Genomic DNA, 20,159 nt, shown 5'->3' with positions numbered 1-20,159 from the left:
CTGGGCTCACCAACGCAGAAATCGCCCGCCGACCAACGCCGTACGTGGTCTCACGAGCGATCGTTCGCGGCCGGGCGGGGCGGAACCCGCAGGGCCTAGTTGTCCGCGGTCAGCGCCTGCCAGGCCGCGCCGGCCGCCTTCTGTTCCGCTTCCTTCTTCGACCGGCCGACGCCCTTGCCGTAGGCCTGGCCGCCGACCATCGCGGTCGCGGTGAATTCCTTGTCGTGGTCCGGGCCGGTCGAGGTGATCTCGTAACTGGGCACGCCGATGCCGCGCTCGGCGGTCAGCTCCTGCAGGCTGGTCTTCCAGTCCAGCCCGGCGCCCATGCGCGGACCGCGCTCGAGCAGATCCGCGAACAACCGCAGCACCACACTGCGCGCGACGTCGATGCCGTGCTCGAGGTGCACCGCGCCGAGCAACGACTCCATGCCGTCGGCCAGGATGCTCGGCTTGTCGCGACCGCCGGTCAGCTCCTCGCCCTTGCCCAGCAGCAGGTGCCGACCGAGGCCGCCCTCGCCGAGGCCACGGGCGACCTCGGCCAGCGCGTGCATGTTGACCACGCTCGCCCGCAACTTCGCCAGCTCACCCTCGGATTTCTCCGGATGCTCCAGATACAGTCGCTCGGTGATGCTCAAGCCGAGCACCGAATCACCGAGGAACTCCAGGCGTTCGTTGGTCGGCAGACCGCCGTTCTCGTAGGCGTACGAGCGGTGGGTGAGCGCGAGCCGGAGCAGGTCCGGGCGCACCTCGACTCCGAGTGCCTCGAGTAGCGAGGTGTGGTCGGCGGCCTCGCCCACCGCGGGTGCTTCCGCTCCGTCCTTGCTGGCGGTCACGTTCGGCTACCGGAGGGGCGCTCAGATTGCCGAAGCGACCTGACGGCCCTTGTAGGTGCCGCAGTTCGGGCACGCGATGTGCGGCAGCGTCTTCTGACCGCAGGCCCGGTTCGGGCAGGTGATCAGGGTAGGCGCGGTGGCCTTCCACTGGCTGCGCCGCGAGCGGGTGTTGGCACGAGACATCCGGCGCTTCGGAACGGCCACGACTACTTCTCCTCTGTTCTGGAACCTGCCGAGCCGTTGCGGCTCGCAAGCGATCGGTTTACGTCTGTTTGCGCGTCGGTGTCGGAGACACCGGCGCCGGGCTCCTCGGCCGCGAATCTCGCGAGCCCGGCCCAGCGAGGGTCCAGTATCTCATGCCCGTGATCCGGACCCGCAATCGCCATCCGCACACCGCATTCCGCGCACAGTCCGGGACAGTCCGGCTCGCACAGGGGCTGCAACGGCAATTCGAGGCCGATGGCGTCGATGATCACCGGCTCCAGATCGATCCGGTCGTCCACCAGGCGGTAGACCTCGTCGTCCTCGGTGGTCTCGTCGGTGGCGCTGTCCGGGTAGGCGAACAGCTCCGTGATCTCGATGCCGATCTCGTCGGTGAACGGCTCGAGGCAGCGCGAGCATTCTCCCGCCAGCGGCCCCCGCACGGAACCGGTGACCAGCACGCCCTCGGACACCGCCTGCAGAGTCAGGTCGAGATCGATATCGCTGCCGGCGGGGATGGCGATCATCTCCAGACCGATCCGCTCCGGCGCGGTCACGGTCCGACGGATCTGCTTGATGGAACCGGGTGCGCGCCCGAGACTGCGGGTGTCCAGCACGAACTCACCGTCGGCGGCACGACGAGGCGAACCGGAACCGGATTCGGCGGGCATCACGAACTCACTCACATGTCGACGGGGTTTGAGGCAACCACCCACGATACGCGAACAGCGGTTTTCTACCCAAACCGCAGGCCGCAGACCCTCACCTGCCGAACTCGGCGGCGTAGTCGGGAACGCCGCCCCCGGCGCGCAGCTGCTGACGACCGCGCCCGACCGTCCGCAGCGCGCCGTGCAGCGTCTCCTCGAAGTCGGCCAGTTTGGAGTCCACGTAGAGATCGCATTCCTGCCGCAGCCGGTCGGCTTCGGCCTGCGCGGAATCGATGAGCCGGGCGGACTCGGCGTGCGCGGCCCGCACCACCTCGGTCTGGGTGACCAGGCGTTCCTGTTCGGCGCGGCCGTCCGCGACGGACCGCTCGTAGGCGGCCTGGCCCGCCGCGATCATCCGCTCGGATTCGGTGCGCGCGCGGCCGGTGACGGACTCGTATTCGGCCTTGCCGTCGGCGATGACCCGCTCGGCCTCGGCCTGCGCGGTGGCGACGAGATGGTCGGCGTGGGCGCCGGCCTCGGCGACCATCCGGTCGGCGTGCGCCTTGGCGTCGGACAGGATGCGATCGGCCTCCTCGCGGGCCGCAGTGACGGTCTGCTTGGCTTGTTCGTCGGCGGTGGTGACGGTGGTGTCGGCGGTCTCGCGGGCGTCGGAGACGATCTTGTCGCGGTGATCGAGAACGTCCTGCGCGTCGTCGAGTTCGCCGGGGATGGCGTCGCGCACATCGTCGAGCAGCTCGAGCACATCGCCGCGGGGAACGATGCAGTTTCGGGTCGGCGGGATGCCCCGCGCCTCCTCCACGATCGCGACCAGTTCGTCGAGTGCTTCGAATACGCGGTACATCTGCTGACCCCACTCTCCTACCGAACTCTCGCGGCGGATCCCGCCGCCCGGCCGATTGCAGCCTGGGCTCAGTGTGCCTCTCGTCACGAGCGTCCGCCCAGTTCACTCGCGGTGTGTCGTGGGTGTGTTTCCTATGCCACAGAAATCAAGTGGAGGAAATCTCTCCACTTGGTGCTATCTTTTGTACTGAGCGGTAGACCAGCCGGGCGTACCGCATGCCTCGGGCGTCCGGCGACGTGGATCGGAATGACAATGGCTGTCCTGTATCCGGTACATCGAGGACTGGGGACCGACCCCCAGCCCGGTTCCGATGTGCCCGCACAGCCCGGCCCGAACGCCGCTGGTCAACCCGTCGGACGCGGCCGATCGGCGTTCTATTGGCTCGCCTGGCTGCCGCTGGGTCTGTCAGTGCCACCGCCCGAGGCCTTCCTCGTGCCGCGCCACGACGAGCCGTCCGGACCGACGGTGCGTCAGCCGACGCTGCTGTCGCGGCTCACTACGGGCGGACTGTCCCGGGGCGCCGCCAGACACCACCCTCGCTCCAGCGGTTCGGACACGCTGGTCGAGGACCGGCCGGACATCGAGCAGTCGCCGGAGTTCACCGGGCGGCGGACGGTCCGGCGGCTGGGCGCCTATCTCCGCGGTGACGAGTGGCTGCCGCAGCTGATCCGGTTCGCGCTGGTCGGCGGGTTCAGCAATATCGGCTACTTCCTACTGTTCATGGCCTGCTACGGCGGTGGGGCGCAGCTGGCGAATCTCACGGGATCGATCGCGAGCACCGCGCTGGCCAACGAGATGCATCGGCGCCTGACCTTCCACGCCGCGGATCGGGTCGGCTGGCTCACCGCGCAGCTCGAGGGCGGCGGCCTGGCGCTGGCCGGTCTCGCCATCACCTCCGCGTCGCTGGCGGCGCTCGATTTCATCGCGCCCGGCATGAGTGATGTCGCCGAGGCGCTCGCGGTCATCGCCATCGCGGCCGGGGTCGGCACGCTGCGCTTCCTCACCTTGCGGCTCTGGGTCTTCTGACCCGACCCCTGCAATCGGTGCGTCACCCGTACGGGGTGCGTGAAGAAGCTGGTCGAACGAGCAAGGAACCGCATCGGATTACCCGGCGTCCAAGCACAGCAAACGCCTTTCCGTGTACTCGATGTGGAGGTCCAGCGATGAAGCGTTATCCCGGATGCCGTACATCAGCGCGCAGCGGAACGCGATCCGATGCCCCGCGCTTCCGCCCGCACCCCGCCCCCGCCATAGTGTGCGACCGCCTCACCACCCCCCGAATCCGCCGCCCCCGCACCGATAGTGAGCCCGAATGAACACCCCGGGCCACGCCCCACCCCCCGCCGACCGCCCCGCACCGCCCGCACGGGCGAACCGCGCCGATCCCGGCCGCACCGCACCACCCGGGCGGCCGACAAGATCCACCGCAGCCGAGCAGCCCACTCCACCCGGACTGTCGCAGAACCGCGTCGAGGCCGGGTACGGGCCGTTGCCGCACTGGAGCGAGGCCGCACCGCCGGGGGCGTGGGCGGACCATGCGGAGGTGGGGAAACCCAAGGGGCATACCGGGATTCATCGTCGCCGGGAGGTTGTTCGGCGGGGCGTCAGCGATGACGAGATTCGGCGGCGGTGTTCCGGTGGCCGGTGGCGGCGGCTGCGGCGTGGGGCGTATGCCGACGAGGCGGCCTTCGCGGGGTTGGATGCCATGGCCCGGCATCGGGTCCTCGCCGACGCCGTGCTGCCGGATCTGGCTACCGACGCGATTGTGAGTCATCAGTCGGCGGCGGTGATCTATGGGGCGCCGGTGTGGGTGGCGCTGCTGGGGCGGATCGAGGTCACCCGCAATCGGCGCAACGGCGGGCGGATCCGGCCGGATATGAAGGTGCACTGCGCCCCGGTCGACACGGTGGCCGAGCTGGACGGTTTCGTGCTCACCACACCGGCGCGCACCATCGTCGACGTGGCACGCACCGCGCCGTTCGAGGCGGCGGTCGTCGTCGGCGACGCGCTCGCCCGCGAATACGGTGTCACCCACGGCGACCTGAATGCGGAGCTGGAACTGGCGCACCGGCGGCACGGTGTCGCCGCGGCGCGGCGGGTGGTGGATTTCCTGGACCCGCACAGCGAGAGCGTCGGCGAGTCCCGCAGCCGGGTGATGCTGCGCCGCCTGGGGCTGCCGCGGCCGTGGTCGCAGGGTGACGTGTACGGCGGGGCGGGGCGCGTGCTCGGCCGCGTCGACTTCTATTTCGGCGGCACCGGCGTGGTCGCCGAATTCGACGGGCGTGTCACCTACGGACGCGCGTGGCAGCCCGGTACGGACCTGGGCGAGGCGGTGCGCGCGGAGCGTGATCGCGAGGATGCGTTGTGCGGCAGCGGTTTACAGGTGGTCCGCTGGACCTGGGACGAACTCACCACGGGGGCGGTGGCGCCGCGGCTGCGTGCGGCGTTCGACCGCGCCCGGCGGGTCCGCCCCGAGGGTTTCATCTGCCAAGCCGCACTGCCGGAGCCGAAACCGCTTGCGGTGCGCGCACTATGAGGCCGCCGCCGGCGCTGCCGCGCCTGCCGCGAGGTACGTCCGGCGCGGGCCTGTTAGCGTTCGAGCATGGCTGGAGCACTGTGCCCCGGGTCTTTCGACCCGGTGACCAATGGGCATATCGACATGTTCGGGCGGGCTGCCGCGCAGTTCGACGAGGTCGTCGTGACGGTGATGATCAACAAGAGCAAGCAGGGCATGTTCAGCGTCGAGGAGCGCATCGAGATGCTCCGCGACGCCACCGCCGACCTGCCCAACGTCCGCATCGAATCCTGGCACGGGCTGCTGGTGGAGTTCGCCCGCCAACAGGGCATCACCGCCATCGTCAAGGGCCTGCGCGACGCCACCGACTTCGGCTACGAGCTGCAGATGGCGCAGATGAACAAGAAACTCTCCGGCGTCGACACCTACTTCCTCGCCACCAACCCCGCCCACAGCTACCTGTCCAGTTCGTTGGTGAAGGAGGTCGCCACCTTCGGCGGCGACGTAACCGGCATGCTTCCGGACGCCGTCCACAAACGCCTGCTGGCCCGTATCGCCGAACGCCGCTCCTGAGGGCAGCAGCGCCGGGACTCTGCCCCGAGCGGTGGTGGGTTACAGGCCGTGGCGGCGGTCGCCGGTGACCAGTTCGGCGACGCGGGCTTCGGTGGTGGCGGAGAAGGGAGCTCGGGAGGTTTCGACGGCACGCCGAGTCTCCTCGGTGATGAGGTCGGCGTTGATCTGGCCTCCCGCGACGGCGCCCGCTGCGGCGGCGCCACCGACCTGTGCGGCCAGGTCGGCGACATTGCCCGCGACCCAGACCCCGGGCACCTCGGTGCGACCGGTCGGGTCGGCGGGAATGTGGTCGCCCATTCCGCTGGGATGCGCCACCGGGTGCAGGCCCAGGTCCGCCAGAAATCCGGCGCGCGCCACCATGCGCGGGGGCGCCGCCAGCACCTCGCGGGCGATCACGGTGCCGTCGGCCAGCCGCACACCGGTGAGGCGGTCGCCGGATACCTCCAGGTTCGCCACCTCGCCGGTCACCACCCGGATGCCGCGGGCGGCCAACTGCTCGGCCTGCTCGCCGGTCGGAGCCGCCATGGTGTGACAGAACAGGGTGACGTCATCACTCCACTGCCGCCACAACAGCGCACCGTGCACCGACATCGGCCCGTTCGCGAGCACACCGATCGCCCGGTCCCGAACCTCCCATCCGTGGCAGTACGGACAGTGCACGACATCGCGCCCCCATCGCTCCCACAGTCCGTCCACGTCGGGTAATTCATCCACCAGCCCACTGGTCACCAACACCCGCCGAGCCCGCACCCTCCGGCCATCCTGCAACACCACGGTGAACCCGTCACCCGGCCCACCGGCCCAGCCGTCCGCGCCGCGTTCCCGCACTCCCTCGCCGGATTGCGCGACAGCCGCCATGTCGGCACGCACCACGGTGTCGACGGTTCCCGAAACGACGTGGCCGCCATAGGAGCGGACTTCGGCTCGGCCACGCGCCAGGAGTTCGGCGGGGGACATGCCTTCGCGGCCCAGTAGGCCGTGCACACCGTCGGCGGGCGCGTTACGTGGGGAACCCGAATCGATGACGGCTACCGTGCGGCGGGCGCGGGCCAGCATCAGCGCGCCGTTCAGCCCGGCCGCGCCGCCGCCGATCACTACTACGTCGTATCGGTCTTTCAGCTCGTCGGTCACCTTGACCACCTCCTTGCTCCGACCATGCGACCCGATCGGTCTATTGCGCAACGTTCTTTGCCGGAATGGCAAACTGGAGGCATGCAAGACATCGACCAGGCACTCGACGCGGTCGGCCCACGGCTGCGTGCGCTGCGACGACAGCGCGAGACCACGCTGGCGGACCTGTCCGCAGTGACGGGCATCTCGGTGAGCACGCTGTCCCGGCTGGAGTCCGGGGCGCGGCGGCCCACGCTGGAGCAATTGCTCCCGCTGGCCCGCGCCCACGGCGTCACCCTCGACGAACTCGTGGACGCACCGCTCACCGGCGACCCGCGCGTGCACATGCGCCCGATCACCCACCACGGCTTGACCATGGTGCCGCTGACCCGCAGACCGGGCGGCATCCAGGCGTACAAGATGGTGCTCGCTCCCGAAGACCGTCCCGGTGAACCGAATCCGCAGACGCACGAGGGGTACGACTGGGTCTATGTCCTCAACGGCCGATTGCGCCTGATCCTCGGCGAACACGATCTGGTGCTGTCCCCTGGCGAGGCGGCTGAATTCGACACCCGGGTGCCGCACTGGTTCGGCGCGGCCGGGTCCGAGCCGGTCGAACTCCTCAGTCTCTTCGGCAAACAGGGTGAGCGGGCACACCTGCGCGCCCGCCCCAAAGCCCCTGACGCATAACGATTCTCACGGCTCCGGCTCGAATTCGGCCATCTCGATCCGAGTCTCGCCGTAGCGCCGCGGCTTCCGCGCGGAAAAGCCCGGCGGCCAGACGATCTCGGGCGACCGGGCCGACCGCTCCAGCACCACCGTGGCGTCCGCACGCAACCAGCCATTGGCCGTCAGCGCCGTCAGGTCGGCCACCACCTCGGCAGCCCCGAGCGCATAGGGCGGGTCGGAGAACACCAGATCGTACGGCTCCCCGGGCGCCCCGGACAGCACCGAACCCACTGCCCCGCACCGCAATTCGGCACCCGCCAGCCCGAGGTCGGCGATATTGCCCCGCACGACGGCCGCCGCCTTACGATCCGACTCGACCAGCAGCGCGTGCGCCGCCCCGCGCGACAACGCCTCCAGCCCCAGCGCCCCCGACCCCGCATACAGGTCCAACACCCGCACCCCCGCGAAGTCGAAACGCGCCGCCAACGCACTGAACAACGCTTCCCGCACCCGATCGGAAGTCGGCCGAGTCCCCGCCGGCGGCACCCGCAACCGCCGCCCCCCAACCACCCCCGCGACAATCCGCGTCATCACCCACCCACCACGCCCGAAACACCCCGCAGCACCGCCCGCACGATGCCCGCGACAGCCGACAGCACGGCCCACACCACGCCCGAAACAACTGGCGACACCCGCCGCACTACACCCGCAACCTGCTGAAGCCGCAGATGCGTCGGGTCGTCGTACCCAAGGCCAGCACCTCCCGGCAGGCCGCAAGCGACCGACCACACCGCCTCCGAAACAACCTGCGGCACTTCCCGCACCACGCCCGAAACAACCACGGAAACCGGCCGCACCACGCCCGTGACAACCAGGGCGACCGGCCGCACCACGCCCGAAACAACCCGCGGCACCGGCCACACCACGCCTGCAAGGCCCCGGGGCATCGGCCGAACTAATCTCGCGTCACCCTGGTGTGACGACGGCACCACGCCCGCAGCAGCGTGGTTCATCGCGCGAAGGCCGACCAGGCCGGGCGGGCGGCGGGACGGGCGACGCGGAGGGTGTTCGCGGCCGCTGCGCTCACTCCGCCGCGGCCTCGTTGACGCGCAGGTCGACCAGGAGGTCGCCGCCCTCGACCTGCTGCACCTTGCCGATCGCGACGCGGCGCACGGTTCCGGCGCGCGGGGCGGTGATGGCGGCCTCCATCTTCATCGCCTCGATGGTGCCGACGGTTTCACCGGCGGCGACCGTGTCACCCTCGGCCACGACCAGCGTGACGACACCGGCGAACGGGGCCGCGATGTGCCCAGGGTCGGTCTTGTCGGCCTTCTCGGCGATCGGCACGTCGCTGGCGATCGATCGGTCGCGCACGGTGACCGGCCGCAGTTGCCCGTTGAGGATGCACATCACCGTCCGCATACCGCGGTCGTCGGGTTCGGAGATGGCCTCCAGCCCGATGAGCAGCGTGACACCCTTCTCCAGCTGCACCCGGTGCTCCTCACCGTGGCGCAATCCGTAGAAGAACTGGTTGGCCGACAGCCCCGAGGTGTCACCGTATTTCTCACGATGCGCGAGGAATTCGGACGTCGGGCCCGGAAACAGCAAGCGGTTCAACGTCGCTCGCCGCTCCTCCGAGCTGCCGTTCAGGCCCGCCTCGTCCGCGGCCGACAGCTGTGTCTCCGGCTTCGCGGGCCCGCGCCCGGCCAGCGCCCGGCTGCGGAACGGCTCGGGCCAGCCACCGGCCGGCGTGCCGAGTTCCCCACGCAGGAAACCGATTACCGAATCGGGGATGTCGAAGCGACCCGGGTCGCTGGCGAACTCGTCGACCGTCACCCCCGACCCCACCAGCGACAGCGCCAGATCCCCGACCACCTTGGACGACGGCGTCACCTTCACCAGCCGCCCCAGCAACCGGTCCGCCGCGGCGTATTTGGCCTCCACCTCTTCGAACCGGTCGCCGAGACCCAGCGCGATCGCCTGCTGCCGCAGATTGGACAGTTGCCCGCCCGGAATCTCGTGGTGGTAGACCCGCCCGGTCGGCCCCGGCAGCCCGGATTCGAAGGGCGCGTACACCTTTCGCAGCGCCTCCCAGTACGGCTCCAGATCGCACACGTTCTGCAGGTCCAGCCCGGTGTCGAACGGTGAATTCGCCGCCGCCGCGACGATTGCCGACAGCGCGGGCTGTGAGGTGGTGCCCGCCATCGGCGCCGAGGCCCCGTCGACCGCGTCGGCCCCCGCCTGCCAGGCCGCCAGGTACGTCGCCAGCTGGCCGCCCGGGGTGTCGTGGGTGTGCACGTGCACCGGCAGGTCGAAGTTCTCCCGCAGCGCGGTGACCAGCGTGTGCGCGGCGGGCGCGCGCAGCAGCCCGGCCATGTCCTTGATACCGATGATGTGCGCCCCGGCCTGCACGATCTGCTCGGCCAGCTTCAGGTAGTAGTCGAGCGTGTAGAGGTTCTCGTCCGGGTTCGACAGGTCGCCGGTGTAGCTCATCGCGACTTCGGCCAGGGCCGTGCCGGTTTCGCGCACCGCGTCGATCGCCGGACGCATCTGGTCGACATTGTTGAGCGCGTCGAAGATGCGGAAGATGTCGATGCCGGTCGCGGTGGCCTCGGAAACGAAAGCGCGCGTGACCTTTTCGGGATACGGCGTGTACCCCACGGTATTGCGCCCGCGCAGCAGCATCTGCAGACAGATGTTGGGTACCGCCTCGCGCAGCGCCGCCAGCCGCTCCCACGGGTCCTCGTGCAGGAACCGCAGCGCCACATCGTAAGTCGCGCCGCCCCAGCACTCGATCGACAGCAGCTGCGGCGTCATGCGGGCGACGTGCCCGGCGACCTGCAGCAGTCCGTTGGTGCGCACCCGCGTCGCCAGCAGCGACTGGTGCGCGTCACGGAAGGTGGTGTCGGTGACCCCGACCGCCTTCTGCTCGCGCAGCCACCGCGCGAACCCCTCCGGCCCCAGCTGCAGCAACCGCTGCCGTGAACCGTCCGGCGGCGGCGCGGTGGTGTCGATCGCGGGCAGCTTGTCGTGCGGGTACACCGTGGTCGGGCGCTCGCCGTGCGGCTTGTTGACGGTGATGTCGGCCAGGTAGGTGAGGATCTTGGTGCCGCGGTCGGCCGAGCCGCGCTGCGTCAGCAGGTGCGGCCGCTCATCGATGAACGAGGTGGTGATCCGCCCGGCCCGGAAGTCCGGGTCGTCCAGCACCGCTTGCAGGAACGGGATGTTGGTCGAGACGCCGCGAATGCGGAATTCGGCGAGCGCGCGCCCGGCCCGCGCCGCCGCCTGGCCGAAGTCGCGCCCGCGGCAGGTCAGCTTCACCAGCATCGAGTCGAAATAGGCGCCGACCTCCGCGCCCAGGTTGGCGCCGCCGTCGAGCCGGATACCGCCGCCGCCCGGACTGCGGTACGCCGTGATGCGCCCGGTGTCGGGCCGGAACCCGTTGGCCGGGTCCTCGGTGGTGATCCGGCACTGCATCGCGGCCCCGCGGATGCTGACCGCGTCCTGGCTCAGCCCCAGGTGGGCCAGCGTCTCCCCGGTCGCGATCCGCAGCTGCGCGCCCACCAGGTCGACGTCGGTGATCTCCTCGGTCACCGTGTGCTCGACCTGAATACGCGGATTCATCTCGATGAAGACGTGATTGCCGCGCTCGTCGAGCAGGAATTCCACCGTCCCGGCGCAGCTGTAGCCGATCTGCCGCGCGAAGGCGACCGCGTCGGCGCAGATCCGTTCGCGCAGAGCGGGTTCCAGATTCGGGGCGGGTGCCAGCTCGATCACCTTCTGGTGCCGGCGCTGCAGCGAGCAGTCCCGCTCGAACAGGTGCATCACATTGCCGTGCTGGTCGGCGAGGATCTGCACCTCGATGTGGCGGGGATTGACCACCGCCTGCTCGAGGAACACCGTCGCGTCACCGAAGGCCGATTCGGCCTCGCGCATGGCGGCCTCCACGGCCTCGCGCAGCTGCGCCCGATCGGCCACCCGGCGCATGCCGCGCCCGCCACCACCGGCGACGGCCTTGACGAACACCGGGAACTCCACGGTCTCCGCGGCCGCCAGCAATTCGTCCACGTCGGCCGAGGGCGCGCTGGAGTTCAGCACCGGCAGTCCCGCGGCCTTGGCGGCGGCGATCGCGCGCGCCTTGTTACCGGTCAGCTCCAGCACCTCGGACGAGGGGCCGATGAATGTGATGTTCTCCCGCGCGCACGCCGCGGCCAGGTCCGGATTCTCCGACAGAAAGCCGTAACCCGGGTACACCGCGTCCGCCCCGGCGGTCTTGGCCGCCTTGATGATCTCCTCGATCGACAGGTAGGCCCGCACCGGATGGCCGGGCTCTCCGATTTGGTACGACTCGTCGGCCTTGAGCCGATGCACCGAATTGCGGTCCTCGTAGGGGAACACCGCGACGGTGCCGATGCCGAGTTCGTAGGCGGCGCGGAACGCCCGAATGGCGATTTCCCCGCGGTTGGCGACCAGCACTTTGGAGAACATCCGATTAAGGTACCTGGCCGGTCGGCGGCTGCGGACGGCGAATACACCTTCGCAGCCAACCTCACATCGAAACCGCGCCGATCTGCGAATTTGCGTAATCCGCCGGTAACCGGTGAACCGGGTGACCGAACGCGGGAATATTCATTTTCGGCCGTGGCTTATGCTCGTTGTGCAGCTGGTTCGCTGCGCCGGCGAGTTGGAGCCCCGAGCGTCGGAGTGCAGCGTCGAAACCGGTCCGTACGGATCGGCCAGAGGGAACCCGGTGGGAATCCGGGACTGTCCCGCAGCGGTATGCAGGAACGACCGCCGTCACCAGCACTGGATGCGCGCATCCGGGAAGCGACGGCCAGTAGGACCGCCCCGAGGGGGCTTGCCTGCGAGTCCGAAGACCTGCCGGCTGTGCCGGATACGCCGTATCCGGCGGCCACCGCCTCGTGGAACAGGGCGGGCGGACACCACTGCGCACACCGGATCCGCCGGTGCGAGAAGCGTTTTCGGGCTCCGTCCTCCCCTATGGCGGTGACCTGTCGCTTCCAGCACTGGAGAGAGACCGTGACCCTGCACAACCCTTTCACCGCAACGGTTCTCGGCATTCCGCGGATCGGGCCGCGGCGCGAGTTGAAACGCGCGACCGAGAACTACTGGGCCGGCCGCATCGACGCCGGCGCACTGCGCGCCGTCGGGCGTGACCTGCGCACCCGGCAGCTGACCGCCCTGGCCGCCGCCGGACTGGACTCCGTACCGGTCGGCACCTTCTCCTTCTACGATCAGATGCTCGACACCGCGGCCATGTTCGGCGCGCTGCCACCGCGCGTGGCCGATATCGCCGATCCGCTCGACCGCTACTTCGCCGCCGCCCGTGGCACCGAGACGGTGGAACCGCTGGAGATGACCAAGTGGTTCGACACCAACTACCACTACCTGGTCCCCGAGATCGGCCCCGCGACCACGTTCGCGCTGCAACCGGACAAGCTGCTCGAGGAACTGCGGGAAGCGCGGGAGCTGGGCGTCCCGGCCCGCCCGGTCGTGATCGGCCCGCTGACCTTCCTGAAACTGGCGAAGGGAATCGACGGCGCCGCGCCGCTGGACCGGCTGAACGACCTGCTCCCGCACTATCGCGAACTGCTGCGGCTGCTGGCCGCCGAGGGCGCGCAATGGGTACAGATCGATGAACCGGTGCTGGTCACCGACCTCACCGCGCCCGAACTGGCACTGCTGCGGCGCACCTATGCCGAACTGGCGGGCGTGCCGCAGCGCCCATCGATCCTGGTGGCAACCTACTTCGGCCGTCCCGGCGCGGCGTTGCCCGCGCTGGCCGACATGGGTGTGGAGGGCATCGCGCTCGACTTCGTCGCGGGCACCACGGTGAACGACGTGGCCGCGGTCCCGGCGCTGGCGGGCAAGCTCGTGGTGGCGGGCGTGGTCGACGGCCGCAATGTCTGGCGCACCGATCTCGACCGGGCGCTGGCGACCTTGGGCACGCTGCTGGGCAGTTCGGGCGCGCTGGCGGTATCGACGTCCAGTTCGCTACTGCACGTGCCGTATTCGCTGGACGACGAGTCCGGGGCCGATGCGGCGCTGCGGTCGTGGCTGGCCTTCGGGGCGGAGAAGGTCGCCGAGGTGCGGCTGCTCGCGACGGCGGTGCACCGGGGCACCGACGCCATCGCGGACGAATTGTCCACGGCCCGTGCGGCCTTGGCGAGCCGCGCCACCGACCCGCGCCTGCGCAACGATGCCGTGCGCGCCCGGCTGGCGGCACTCGGCCCCGACGCGACCCGGCGCGCCCCCGCTGCCGAACGCTCTGCGCTGCAACGGGAGCGGCTGCGGTTGCCGTCGCTGCCCACCACCACGATCGGCTCCTATCCGCAGACGTCCGCGATCCGGCAGGCCCGCGCGGCACTGCGGAGCGGCGAGATCACCGCGGCGCAGTACGACGAGCGGATGCGCGCCGAGATCGCGGATGTGATCACGCTGCAGGAGAAGCTGGGTCTCGACGTGCTGGTGCACGGCGAACCCGAGCGCAACGACATGGTGCAGTACTTCGCCGAACAGCTGGACGGGTTCTTCGCCACGGCCAACGGCTGGGTGCAGTCCTACGGCACCCGCTGCGTGCGCCCGCCGATCCTGTTCGGTGACGTCGCGCGGCCCGCGCCGATGACCGTGCGGTGGATCGAGTACGCCCAGTCACTGACCGACAAGCCGGTCAAGGGCATGCTCACCGGTCCGGTGACGATCCTGGCCTGGTCGTTCGTGCGCGACGACCAGCCGCTGGCCGACACCGCCCGGCAGGTCGCGCTGGCCATCCGGGACGAGACGGTGGATCTGCAGTCCGCCGGGATCCGCATCGTGCAGGTCGACGAGCCCGCGCTGCGGGAGCTGCTGCCGCTGCGCGCCGACGCCGAGCAGCAGTATCTGGACTGGGCGGTGGCCGCGTTCCGGCTGGCGACCAGCGGCGTCTCGGATGCCACCCAGATTCACACGCACCTGTGCTACTCGGAGTTCGGTGAGATCATCGAGGCGATAGCGGATCTGGACGCCGACGTCACCTCGATCGAGGCGGCGCGCTCCCGGATGGAGGTGCTCGACGACCTGAACGCGGCGGGCTTCCACCTGGGCGTCGGGCCGGGCGTCTACGACATCCACTCACCGCGGGTGCCGAGCGTGGAGGAGATCACTTCCTCCTTGCGGGCGGCGTTGAAAGCCGTTCCGGCCGAACGTCTCTGGGTCAACCCGGACTGCGGACTGAAGACCCGTGGCCCGGCCGAGGTGGAGGCGTCACTGCGCAACATGGTCACCGCCGCCCAGTCCGTGCGCTGAACACCGCGACCCCGGCCGTCGAACACGGCCGGGGTTCGCGGGGCGGTCGCTATGCGACGCCCATACTTCGTTGCGGCACACCGACATACGCCGACAGAGGGCGGATGAGGGCGTTGGATTGGGACTGCTCGATGATGTGCGCGGTCCAGCCGGTGATGCGGCTCATCACGAAAATGGGCGTGAACATGTCGATGTCGAAGCCCATCAGGTAGTAGGCGGGCCCGGCCGGGAAGTCGAGGTTGGGCTCGATGCCGGTCTCCTCCGCCATCGCGGCTGCCAGCTCGGTGTACATCCGCAGCCACTCGTGGCCGCCGGTCACCTCGGCGACCTCCGTCAGGGCCGCCACCATGGTGGGCACCCGGGAGTCGCCGTTCTTGTAGACCCGGTGCCCGAAGCCCATCACCTTCTCCTTGCGGGACAGCTTGTCGCGCAACCACTCCCGCACCCGCTCCGGCCGCCCGATCTCCAGCATCGCGTGCATGACGGCCTCGTTCGCGCCGCCGTGCAGCGGCCCCTTCAAGGTACCGATGGCAGCGGTGACAGCGCTGTACATATCCGATTCGGTGGAGGTGACGACCCGGGCGGCGAAGGTGGAGGCGTTGAAACTGTGCTCGGCGTACAGGATCAGCGATGTCTCGAACGCCCGCACGACGCGCGGGTCCAGCTGCCGTTGCGCGGAGTCACCGAAGCACATGGTGAGGAAGTTCTCGGCGAATCCGAGCCGCGCATCCGGTGCGATCGGGTCCGAGCCGCGGCGGCGGCGCAGGTCGGCCGCGATGACCGTCGGGAGGATCGCGGTGATACGCAATGCCTTGGCCAGCAATGCCTCCGGGCTCTTCCCGCGATCCTCGAGCGGGTCCTCGGCCCCGAGATAGCTGACCACCGTGCGCACCACATCCATCGGGTGGCAGGTCTCGGGCAGCTTGTCGATCAGCGCGAGCAGCGAGCGGTCGAGGGGCCGCAGCGCGCGTTCGCGGTGGCACAGCGCCTGCAGCTGATTCGAGTCGGGCAGTTCGCCGTGCCACAGCAGGTAGGCGACCTCCTCGAAACAGCAGTGCGCGGCCAGGTCCTGCACCGGATAGCCGCGGTAGGTCAGGGAGTTGGTCTCGGGCACGACCTTCGAGATGGCGGTGGTGTCGACCACCACTCCGGCCAAGCCCTTCTTGATCTCGGTCATGGGTCACTCGCTCACGGTGAAATCGAATATGCCGGAATCGAACTCGTTGTAACGCTGGTAATCGAGCAGCTCGTACAGCCGCGATCGGTGTTGCATGCGATCCAGCAGACCGGATTGGGTTCCGGCGGCGGCGATCTCGCGCAAGCCCTGCTCCGCCGCGAACATGGCCAGCCGCAGTGTGGTCACCGGGTAGATGACGGCGTTGTAGCCGATCTCCTCCAGCGTCCGTGCCGACAGCAGCTCGGATTTGCCGAACTCGGTCATATTGGCCAGCAGCGGGACATCCACGGCCGCACGGAACTTCACGAACTCCGCGGCGTCGGCCAGCGCCTCGGTGAAGATCAGGTCGGCGCCCGCGTCCGCGTATGCCTTGGCCCGGTCGATCGCCGCGGGCAGGCCCTCGATGCCGCGGGCGTCGGTGCGGGCGCAGATCACGAAGTCCGGATCGCGGCGGGCCGAGACCGCGGCGCGGATGCGCCGCACCATGTCGGCTGCCGGGACCACCGCCTTGCCGTCGAGATGCCCGCACCGTTTCGGGTTCACCTGGTCCTCGATGTGACATCCGGCCAGCCCCGCGTCCTCCAGCAGCGTGACGGTGCGGGCGGCGTTCATCGGTTCGCCGAATCCCGTGTCGGCATCGATCAACGTCGGCAGCTCGGTGACCCGCGCGATCTCCCGCCCCCGCGCGGTCACCTCACTCGACGTCGTCAACCCGATATCGGGCAGCGCGAGTTCCGCCGACACCACCGCCCCGGACACATACACCCCCTCGAACCCGATCTCCTGAATCACCTTGGCCACCAACGGGTTGAACGCCCCCGGCAACCGCTGAATCCGCCCGCTCCCCAACCCGTCCCGCAACCCCCGCCGCTTCTCCCCCGCCGTCCGCTCCCCCACCATCAACCCACTCACGCCAACCACCGCCCAGCGATGTGAGCCACCCCCACTAGGCTCGGCTCATGACCGAGCCGCTGCGCTATCGCCTGATCACCGGACCCGACGACGTCACCTTCTGCGAGCGGATCAGCACACTGCTCGAGGAGGGGTACCGGCTGCACGGTTCCCCGGCGGTCACCTTCAACGGCACCGCGGTGATCGCGGCCCAGGCCGTGGTGTGGGATCCGCGCTGACATCAGAAGATTCCCTTTCCGGTCGACGGCGCGGTGGCGAGGACCGCGTTTGACACGGTGAACGTGAGCTGGTCGAGTTCGCCCGGCCGCAGCATCGGGGTGCGTTGCGCCGCGGCCAGGAAGCGGTCCTGTTCGGCCGGTTCGAGCACGCCCTCGGTGAGCGTGCGGAATTTGGCGATGTACTGCTCCCGTCCGAACGGGCGCGCGCCGAGCGGATGCGCGTCGGCCACCGCCAGTTCGTCGACGATCGTCTCGCCGCTGGTCAGCGTCACTTCGGCACGCGCGCCGAATGCCTTCTCCGCCGGGTCGGCCGAGTGGTAGCGGCGCGTCCACTCGGGATCCTCCACGGTGCGGATCTTGTGCCACAGCGCCACGGTGTCGGGCCGCCGCGCCCGCTCCGGCGCGTACGAGCGCTCGTGGTGCCAGGTCCCGTCCTGCAACGCGACGGCGAAGATGTAGGGCACGGAATGGTCCAGCGTCTCCCGGCCGGCATTCGGGTCGTACTTCTGCGGATCCCCCGAACCGCTGCCGATCACCACGTGGGTGTGGTGGCTGGTGTACAACACGATGGAGACGACCTGGTCGAGGTCACCGATGCGCGACCGCATCCGCCGGGCCAGGTCGATCGGCGCTTGACTCTGGTACTCGGCGGAATGCTCCTTGGTGTAGCTGTCGAGGATCGCGCGCTTCGGTTCACCCGGGACCGGCAGCGGCACAGCGTATTCCGCATCCCGCCCGCCCAGCAGCCGGGCGATCACCCCGTCCTCGCCCTCCCAGATCGGAGCGGGCGCGCCCTCGCCGCGCATCGCCCGATCCACCGCCTCCACGGCCATCTTTGCGGCGAACGCGGGGGCGTACGCCTTCCAGGTGGAGATCTCGCCCTTGCGCGACTGCCTGGTCGCGGTGGTGGTGTGCAACGCCTGACCGATGGCCTGATACACGGTCTCGACGTCGAGGCCGAGCAGCGTGCCGATGCCCGCGGCCGCCGACGGGCCCAGATGCGCCACATGGTCGATCTTGTGCTCGTGCAGGCAGATACCGCGCGCCAGGTCGATCTGGATCTCGTAACCGGTGGCCAGGCCGCGGATCAGCTCCGCGCCACTGCGCCCGGTGTGCTGCGCGACCGCCAGGATCGGCGGGATGTTGTCGCCGGGGTGTGAGTACTCGGCGGCCAGGAAGGTGTCGTGAAAGTCCAACTCCCGCACGGCGACTCCGTTGGCCCATGCCGCCCACTCCGGCGCGAACCGCTGCGCGGCGGGCAGGCCGAACACCGTGGCGCCGGGCCGATACGGGTGCGCCTCGGCCTGGTGCCGTGCGGTCGTCGGCGGGCGGCGCAGCAGTGCGGCGGCGGCCACCCCGGCGTTGTCGATGATCCGGTTGACGATCATCTCGGCAACCTCCCCGGGCACCGCGACCGGGTCCGCGGCGACCTCAGCGATCCGCGTCGCCAGATGCTCCGCCCGGGGGAAGTCATCGGCCGCGGCGTGGGCACGTACGATATGAGGCTTCATACTTCGCACGCTACGCAGCACGGCTCGACCGCAAAACACCTTGCAACGGTAGATTTTTGTCGGCGAGTACCGCCAATATTGCAATGTTTGCGAAGCCAGTGGGTAGCATCGGCGGCGTGCGCAAGATGTATGCGGGTGCCCGACTACGGCGGTTGCGCGAGGAACGGCGGATGACCCAGGCGGCGCTGGCGAAGTCGCTGGAGCTGTCCCCCAGCTATCTCAACCAGCTCGAGCGTGACCAGCGGCCGCTCACCATTCCGGTACTGCTGAAACTCAATTCGACGTTCGATCTGGACGTCCAGTTCTTCGCCGCCGACTCGGACGCCCGGTTGGTGTCGGACCTGCACGAGGTGCTGGTGGAGGCCGCCGGCGGCACGGCGCCGCCCGCCGCCGAGGTCGAGGATCTCGCCACTCGGCTACCCGAGGTCGCCAAGACCATCGTCGCGATGCACCGCCGCCTGCGCGCGGCCACCGACCAGCTGGACCTGCTGTCCTCCAAGGTCGCCACGCCGACCGGCGCGCCCGGCGTGCCGATGCCCTACGAAGACGTCCGCGATTTCTTCTACGACCATCACAACCACATCGCGCAACTGGATCTGGCCGCCGAGCGGCTGTTCGACGAGTGCGGGCTGTCCATCGGATCGCTGGACCGGCAGCTGGCCCGCGTCGCCGAGGAACGAGCCGGGGTAACGGTGCTGGTCCGCGGCGATGGCGCGGACCCGGCCATCCCGAAACGCCACTTCGACAGCGAAACCCGCACGCTCACCCTGGCCCGGCGGCTGCGGCCCGGGCAGCGGGCGTTCCAGATCGCGACCACATTGGCGTTCCTGCTGTACGGGCCGCTCATCGACGAGGTGCTCAGCGATACGCCGTCGCTCACCGGTGAGTCCCGGTCGCTGGCGCGGGTGGGGCTGGCGAACTACTTCGCCGGTGCGCTGGTGCTGCCGTACGGGAAGTTCCTGCGCTCGGCGGAGGAATTGCATTACGACATCGATCTGCTCGGCCTGCGATTCGAGGTCGGTTTCGAGACGGTCTGCCATCGTCTGTCGACGCTGCAGCGGCAGGGGCAGCGCGGGGTGCCGTTCTTCTTCGTGCGGACCGACCGTGCCGGGAACATCTCGAAACGCCAGTCCGCCACCGCGTTTCACTTCTCCCGGGTGGGCGGGAGCTGTCCGCTGTGGGTGGTGCACGAGGCGTTCGCACATCCCGGGCGCATCCTCACCCAGGTCGCCTCGATGCCCGACGGGCGCCGGTATCTCTGGATCGCCCGTACCGCCCACTCCACACCGCGCGGGTTCGGCACGGCGGCAAAGGAATTCGCTATCGGGCTGGGGTGCGATATCGAATACGCCGACAAGCTGGTGTATTCGAAGGGATTGCAGCTCGATGATCCCTCTGCCGCTATTCCCATCGGTGCGGGGTGCAAGGTGTGTGAGCGGTCGACGTGTCCGCAGCGTGCGTTTCCGCAGATCGGGCGTCCCTTGGCTGTCACCGAGAATACATCGATCGACCTGCCCTACCCCCGCGCGGTCCAGTGAGCGGCTGTCGCGGACCTTTCGACGTCCGCGACAGTCCACTCACCTGCTCCGGACCGAGAAGCGTAGGACGCTGGGCATTCGCGCCTTT

The 20,159-nt window shown here is 69.5% G+C and carries 18 protein-coding genes and 1 riboswitch; of the genes, 7 read left to right on the top strand and 11 right to left on the bottom strand.

Annotated elements, in window-relative coordinates:
- Positions 1-95: 95 nt before the first annotated feature.
- From rnc to NWFMUON74_RS10420, 4 genes are all read right to left on the bottom strand, one after another.
- Positions 96-833: a ribonuclease III gene (gene rnc, locus NWFMUON74_RS10435; RefSeq protein ID WP_187687619.1), complete on the bottom strand. Its 738-nt coding sequence runs from the start codon at positions 831-833 to the stop codon at positions 96-98.
- A gap of 21 nt (positions 834-854) precedes the next feature.
- Positions 855-1,037: a 50S ribosomal protein L32 gene (rpmF, locus tag NWFMUON74_RS10430; RefSeq protein WP_187687618.1), complete on the bottom strand. Its 183-nt coding sequence runs from the start codon at positions 1,035-1,037 to the stop codon at positions 855-857.
- A gap of 2 nt (positions 1,038-1,039) precedes the next feature.
- A complete protein-coding gene (locus NWFMUON74_RS10425; protein WP_187689058.1) occupies positions 1,040-1,705 on the bottom strand; it encodes a YceD family protein in 666 nt (221 codons plus the stop codon).
- Between the two features lie 91 nt (positions 1,706-1,796).
- Positions 1,797-2,543: a DivIVA domain-containing protein gene (locus tag NWFMUON74_RS10420; RefSeq protein WP_187687617.1), complete on the bottom strand. Its 747-nt coding sequence runs from the start codon at positions 2,541-2,543 to the stop codon at positions 1,797-1,799.
- Between the two features lie 246 nt (positions 2,544-2,789).
- Here NWFMUON74_RS10420 and NWFMUON74_RS36715 point away from each other — a divergent pair, with 246 nt between their 5' ends.
- The 3 genes from NWFMUON74_RS36715 (at position 2,790) to coaD (ending at position 5,631) form a co-directional block, all read left to right on the top strand.
- Positions 2,790-3,569, top strand: coding sequence for a GtrA family protein (locus NWFMUON74_RS36715; protein ID WP_342213429.1), 780 nt, complete (start codon positions 2,790-2,792; stop codon positions 3,567-3,569).
- Between the two features lie 286 nt (positions 3,570-3,855).
- The gene (locus tag NWFMUON74_RS10410; RefSeq protein WP_232110944.1) at positions 3,856-5,079 is read left to right on the top strand and encodes a hypothetical protein; all 1,224 of its coding nucleotides are present in this window, start codon (positions 3,856-3,858) and stop codon (positions 5,077-5,079) included.
- A gap of 66 nt (positions 5,080-5,145) precedes the next feature.
- Positions 5,146-5,631: a pantetheine-phosphate adenylyltransferase gene (coaD, locus tag NWFMUON74_RS10405; protein ID WP_187687616.1), complete on the top strand. Its 486-nt coding sequence runs from the start codon at positions 5,146-5,148 to the stop codon at positions 5,629-5,631.
- Positions 5,632-5,670: 39 nt separating this feature from the next.
- Here coaD and NWFMUON74_RS10400 read toward each other — a convergent pair whose 3' ends face one another.
- Positions 5,671-6,762, bottom strand: a complete 1,092-nt coding sequence (locus tag NWFMUON74_RS10400; protein WP_187687615.1) for an NAD(P)/FAD-dependent oxidoreductase — start codon at positions 6,760-6,762, stop codon at positions 5,671-5,673.
- An 81-nt stretch (positions 6,763-6,843) separates the two neighbouring features.
- Between NWFMUON74_RS10400 and NWFMUON74_RS10395 the strand changes: the two genes are divergently transcribed.
- Positions 6,844-7,431 (top strand): helix-turn-helix domain-containing protein, encoded by a 588-nt coding sequence (locus NWFMUON74_RS10395; protein WP_187687614.1) that lies wholly within the window; start codon positions 6,844-6,846, stop codon positions 7,429-7,431.
- Between the two features lie 6 nt (positions 7,432-7,437).
- On the opposite strand, the gene rsmD is transcribed toward NWFMUON74_RS10395, so the two are convergent.
- The 3 genes from rsmD to NWFMUON74_RS10380 form a co-directional block, all read right to left on the bottom strand.
- Positions 7,438-8,001, bottom strand: a complete 564-nt coding sequence (gene rsmD / locus NWFMUON74_RS10390) for a 16S rRNA (guanine(966)-N(2))-methyltransferase RsmD (protein ID WP_187687613.1) — start codon at positions 7,999-8,001, stop codon at positions 7,438-7,440.
- A complete protein-coding gene (locus NWFMUON74_RS10385; RefSeq protein WP_187687612.1) occupies positions 8,001-8,336 on the bottom strand; it encodes a hypothetical protein in 336 nt (111 codons plus the stop codon). The genes rsmD and NWFMUON74_RS10385 overlap by 1 nt, the downstream gene beginning before the upstream one ends.
- A 157-nt stretch (positions 8,337-8,493) precedes the next feature.
- Positions 8,494-11,898: a pyruvate carboxylase gene (locus NWFMUON74_RS10380; protein WP_187687611.1), complete on the bottom strand. Its 3,405-nt coding sequence runs from the start codon at positions 11,896-11,898 to the stop codon at positions 8,494-8,496.
- Positions 11,899-12,112: 214 nt separating this feature from the next.
- Positions 12,113-12,310, top strand: a riboswitch (cobalamin riboswitch).
- Between the two features lie 101 nt (positions 12,311-12,411).
- Between NWFMUON74_RS10380 and metE the strand changes: the two genes are divergently transcribed.
- Positions 12,412-14,715 (top strand): 5-methyltetrahydropteroyltriglutamate--homocysteine S-methyltransferase, encoded by a 2,304-nt coding sequence (gene metE, locus NWFMUON74_RS10375; RefSeq protein WP_187687610.1) that lies wholly within the window; start codon positions 12,412-12,414, stop codon positions 14,713-14,715.
- Positions 14,716-14,764: 49 nt separating this feature from the next.
- Here metE and NWFMUON74_RS10370 read toward each other — a convergent pair whose 3' ends face one another.
- Complete coding sequence (locus NWFMUON74_RS10370) at positions 14,765-15,892, bottom strand: bifunctional 2-methylcitrate synthase/citrate synthase (RefSeq protein ID WP_187687609.1); 1,128 nt, start codon at positions 15,890-15,892, stop codon at positions 14,765-14,767.
- 3 nt (positions 15,893-15,895) lie between these two features.
- Positions 15,896-16,792 carry a methylisocitrate lyase gene (gene prpB, locus NWFMUON74_RS10365; protein WP_187689055.1) on the bottom strand — a complete coding sequence of 299 codons (897 nt, stop codon included), beginning with the start codon at positions 16,790-16,792 and terminating at the stop codon, positions 15,896-15,898.
- A gap of 59 nt (positions 16,793-16,851) precedes the next feature.
- Here prpB and NWFMUON74_RS10360 point away from each other — a divergent pair, with 59 nt between their 5' ends.
- On the top strand, positions 16,852-17,022 hold the full coding sequence (locus NWFMUON74_RS10360) for a DUF1737 domain-containing protein (protein WP_187687608.1): 171 nt from the start codon (positions 16,852-16,854) through the stop codon (positions 17,020-17,022).
- A 2-nt stretch (positions 17,023-17,024) separates the two neighbouring features.
- Here the strand turns inward: NWFMUON74_RS10360 and NWFMUON74_RS10355 are convergent, their stop codons facing one another.
- Entirely contained in the window at positions 17,025-18,533 is a 1,509-nt protein-coding gene (locus NWFMUON74_RS10355) for an MmgE/PrpD family protein (RefSeq protein ID WP_187687607.1), read from the bottom strand.
- A gap of 116 nt (positions 18,534-18,649) precedes the next feature.
- On the opposite strand from NWFMUON74_RS10355, the gene NWFMUON74_RS10350 reads away from it, so the two are divergent.
- The gene (locus NWFMUON74_RS10350) at positions 18,650-20,071 is read left to right on the top strand and encodes a short-chain fatty acyl-CoA regulator family protein (protein ID WP_187687606.1); all 1,422 of its coding nucleotides are present in this window, start codon (positions 18,650-18,652) and stop codon (positions 20,069-20,071) included.
- Positions 20,072-20,159 lie beyond the last annotated feature (88 nt).

Origin of the sequence: Nocardia wallacei (assembly GCF_014466955.1) — a bacterium.
Lineage (GTDB): Bacteria > Actinomycetota > Actinomycetes > Mycobacteriales > Mycobacteriaceae > Nocardia > Nocardia wallacei.
This window is presented reverse-complemented; position numbering and strand designations above follow the sequence as displayed.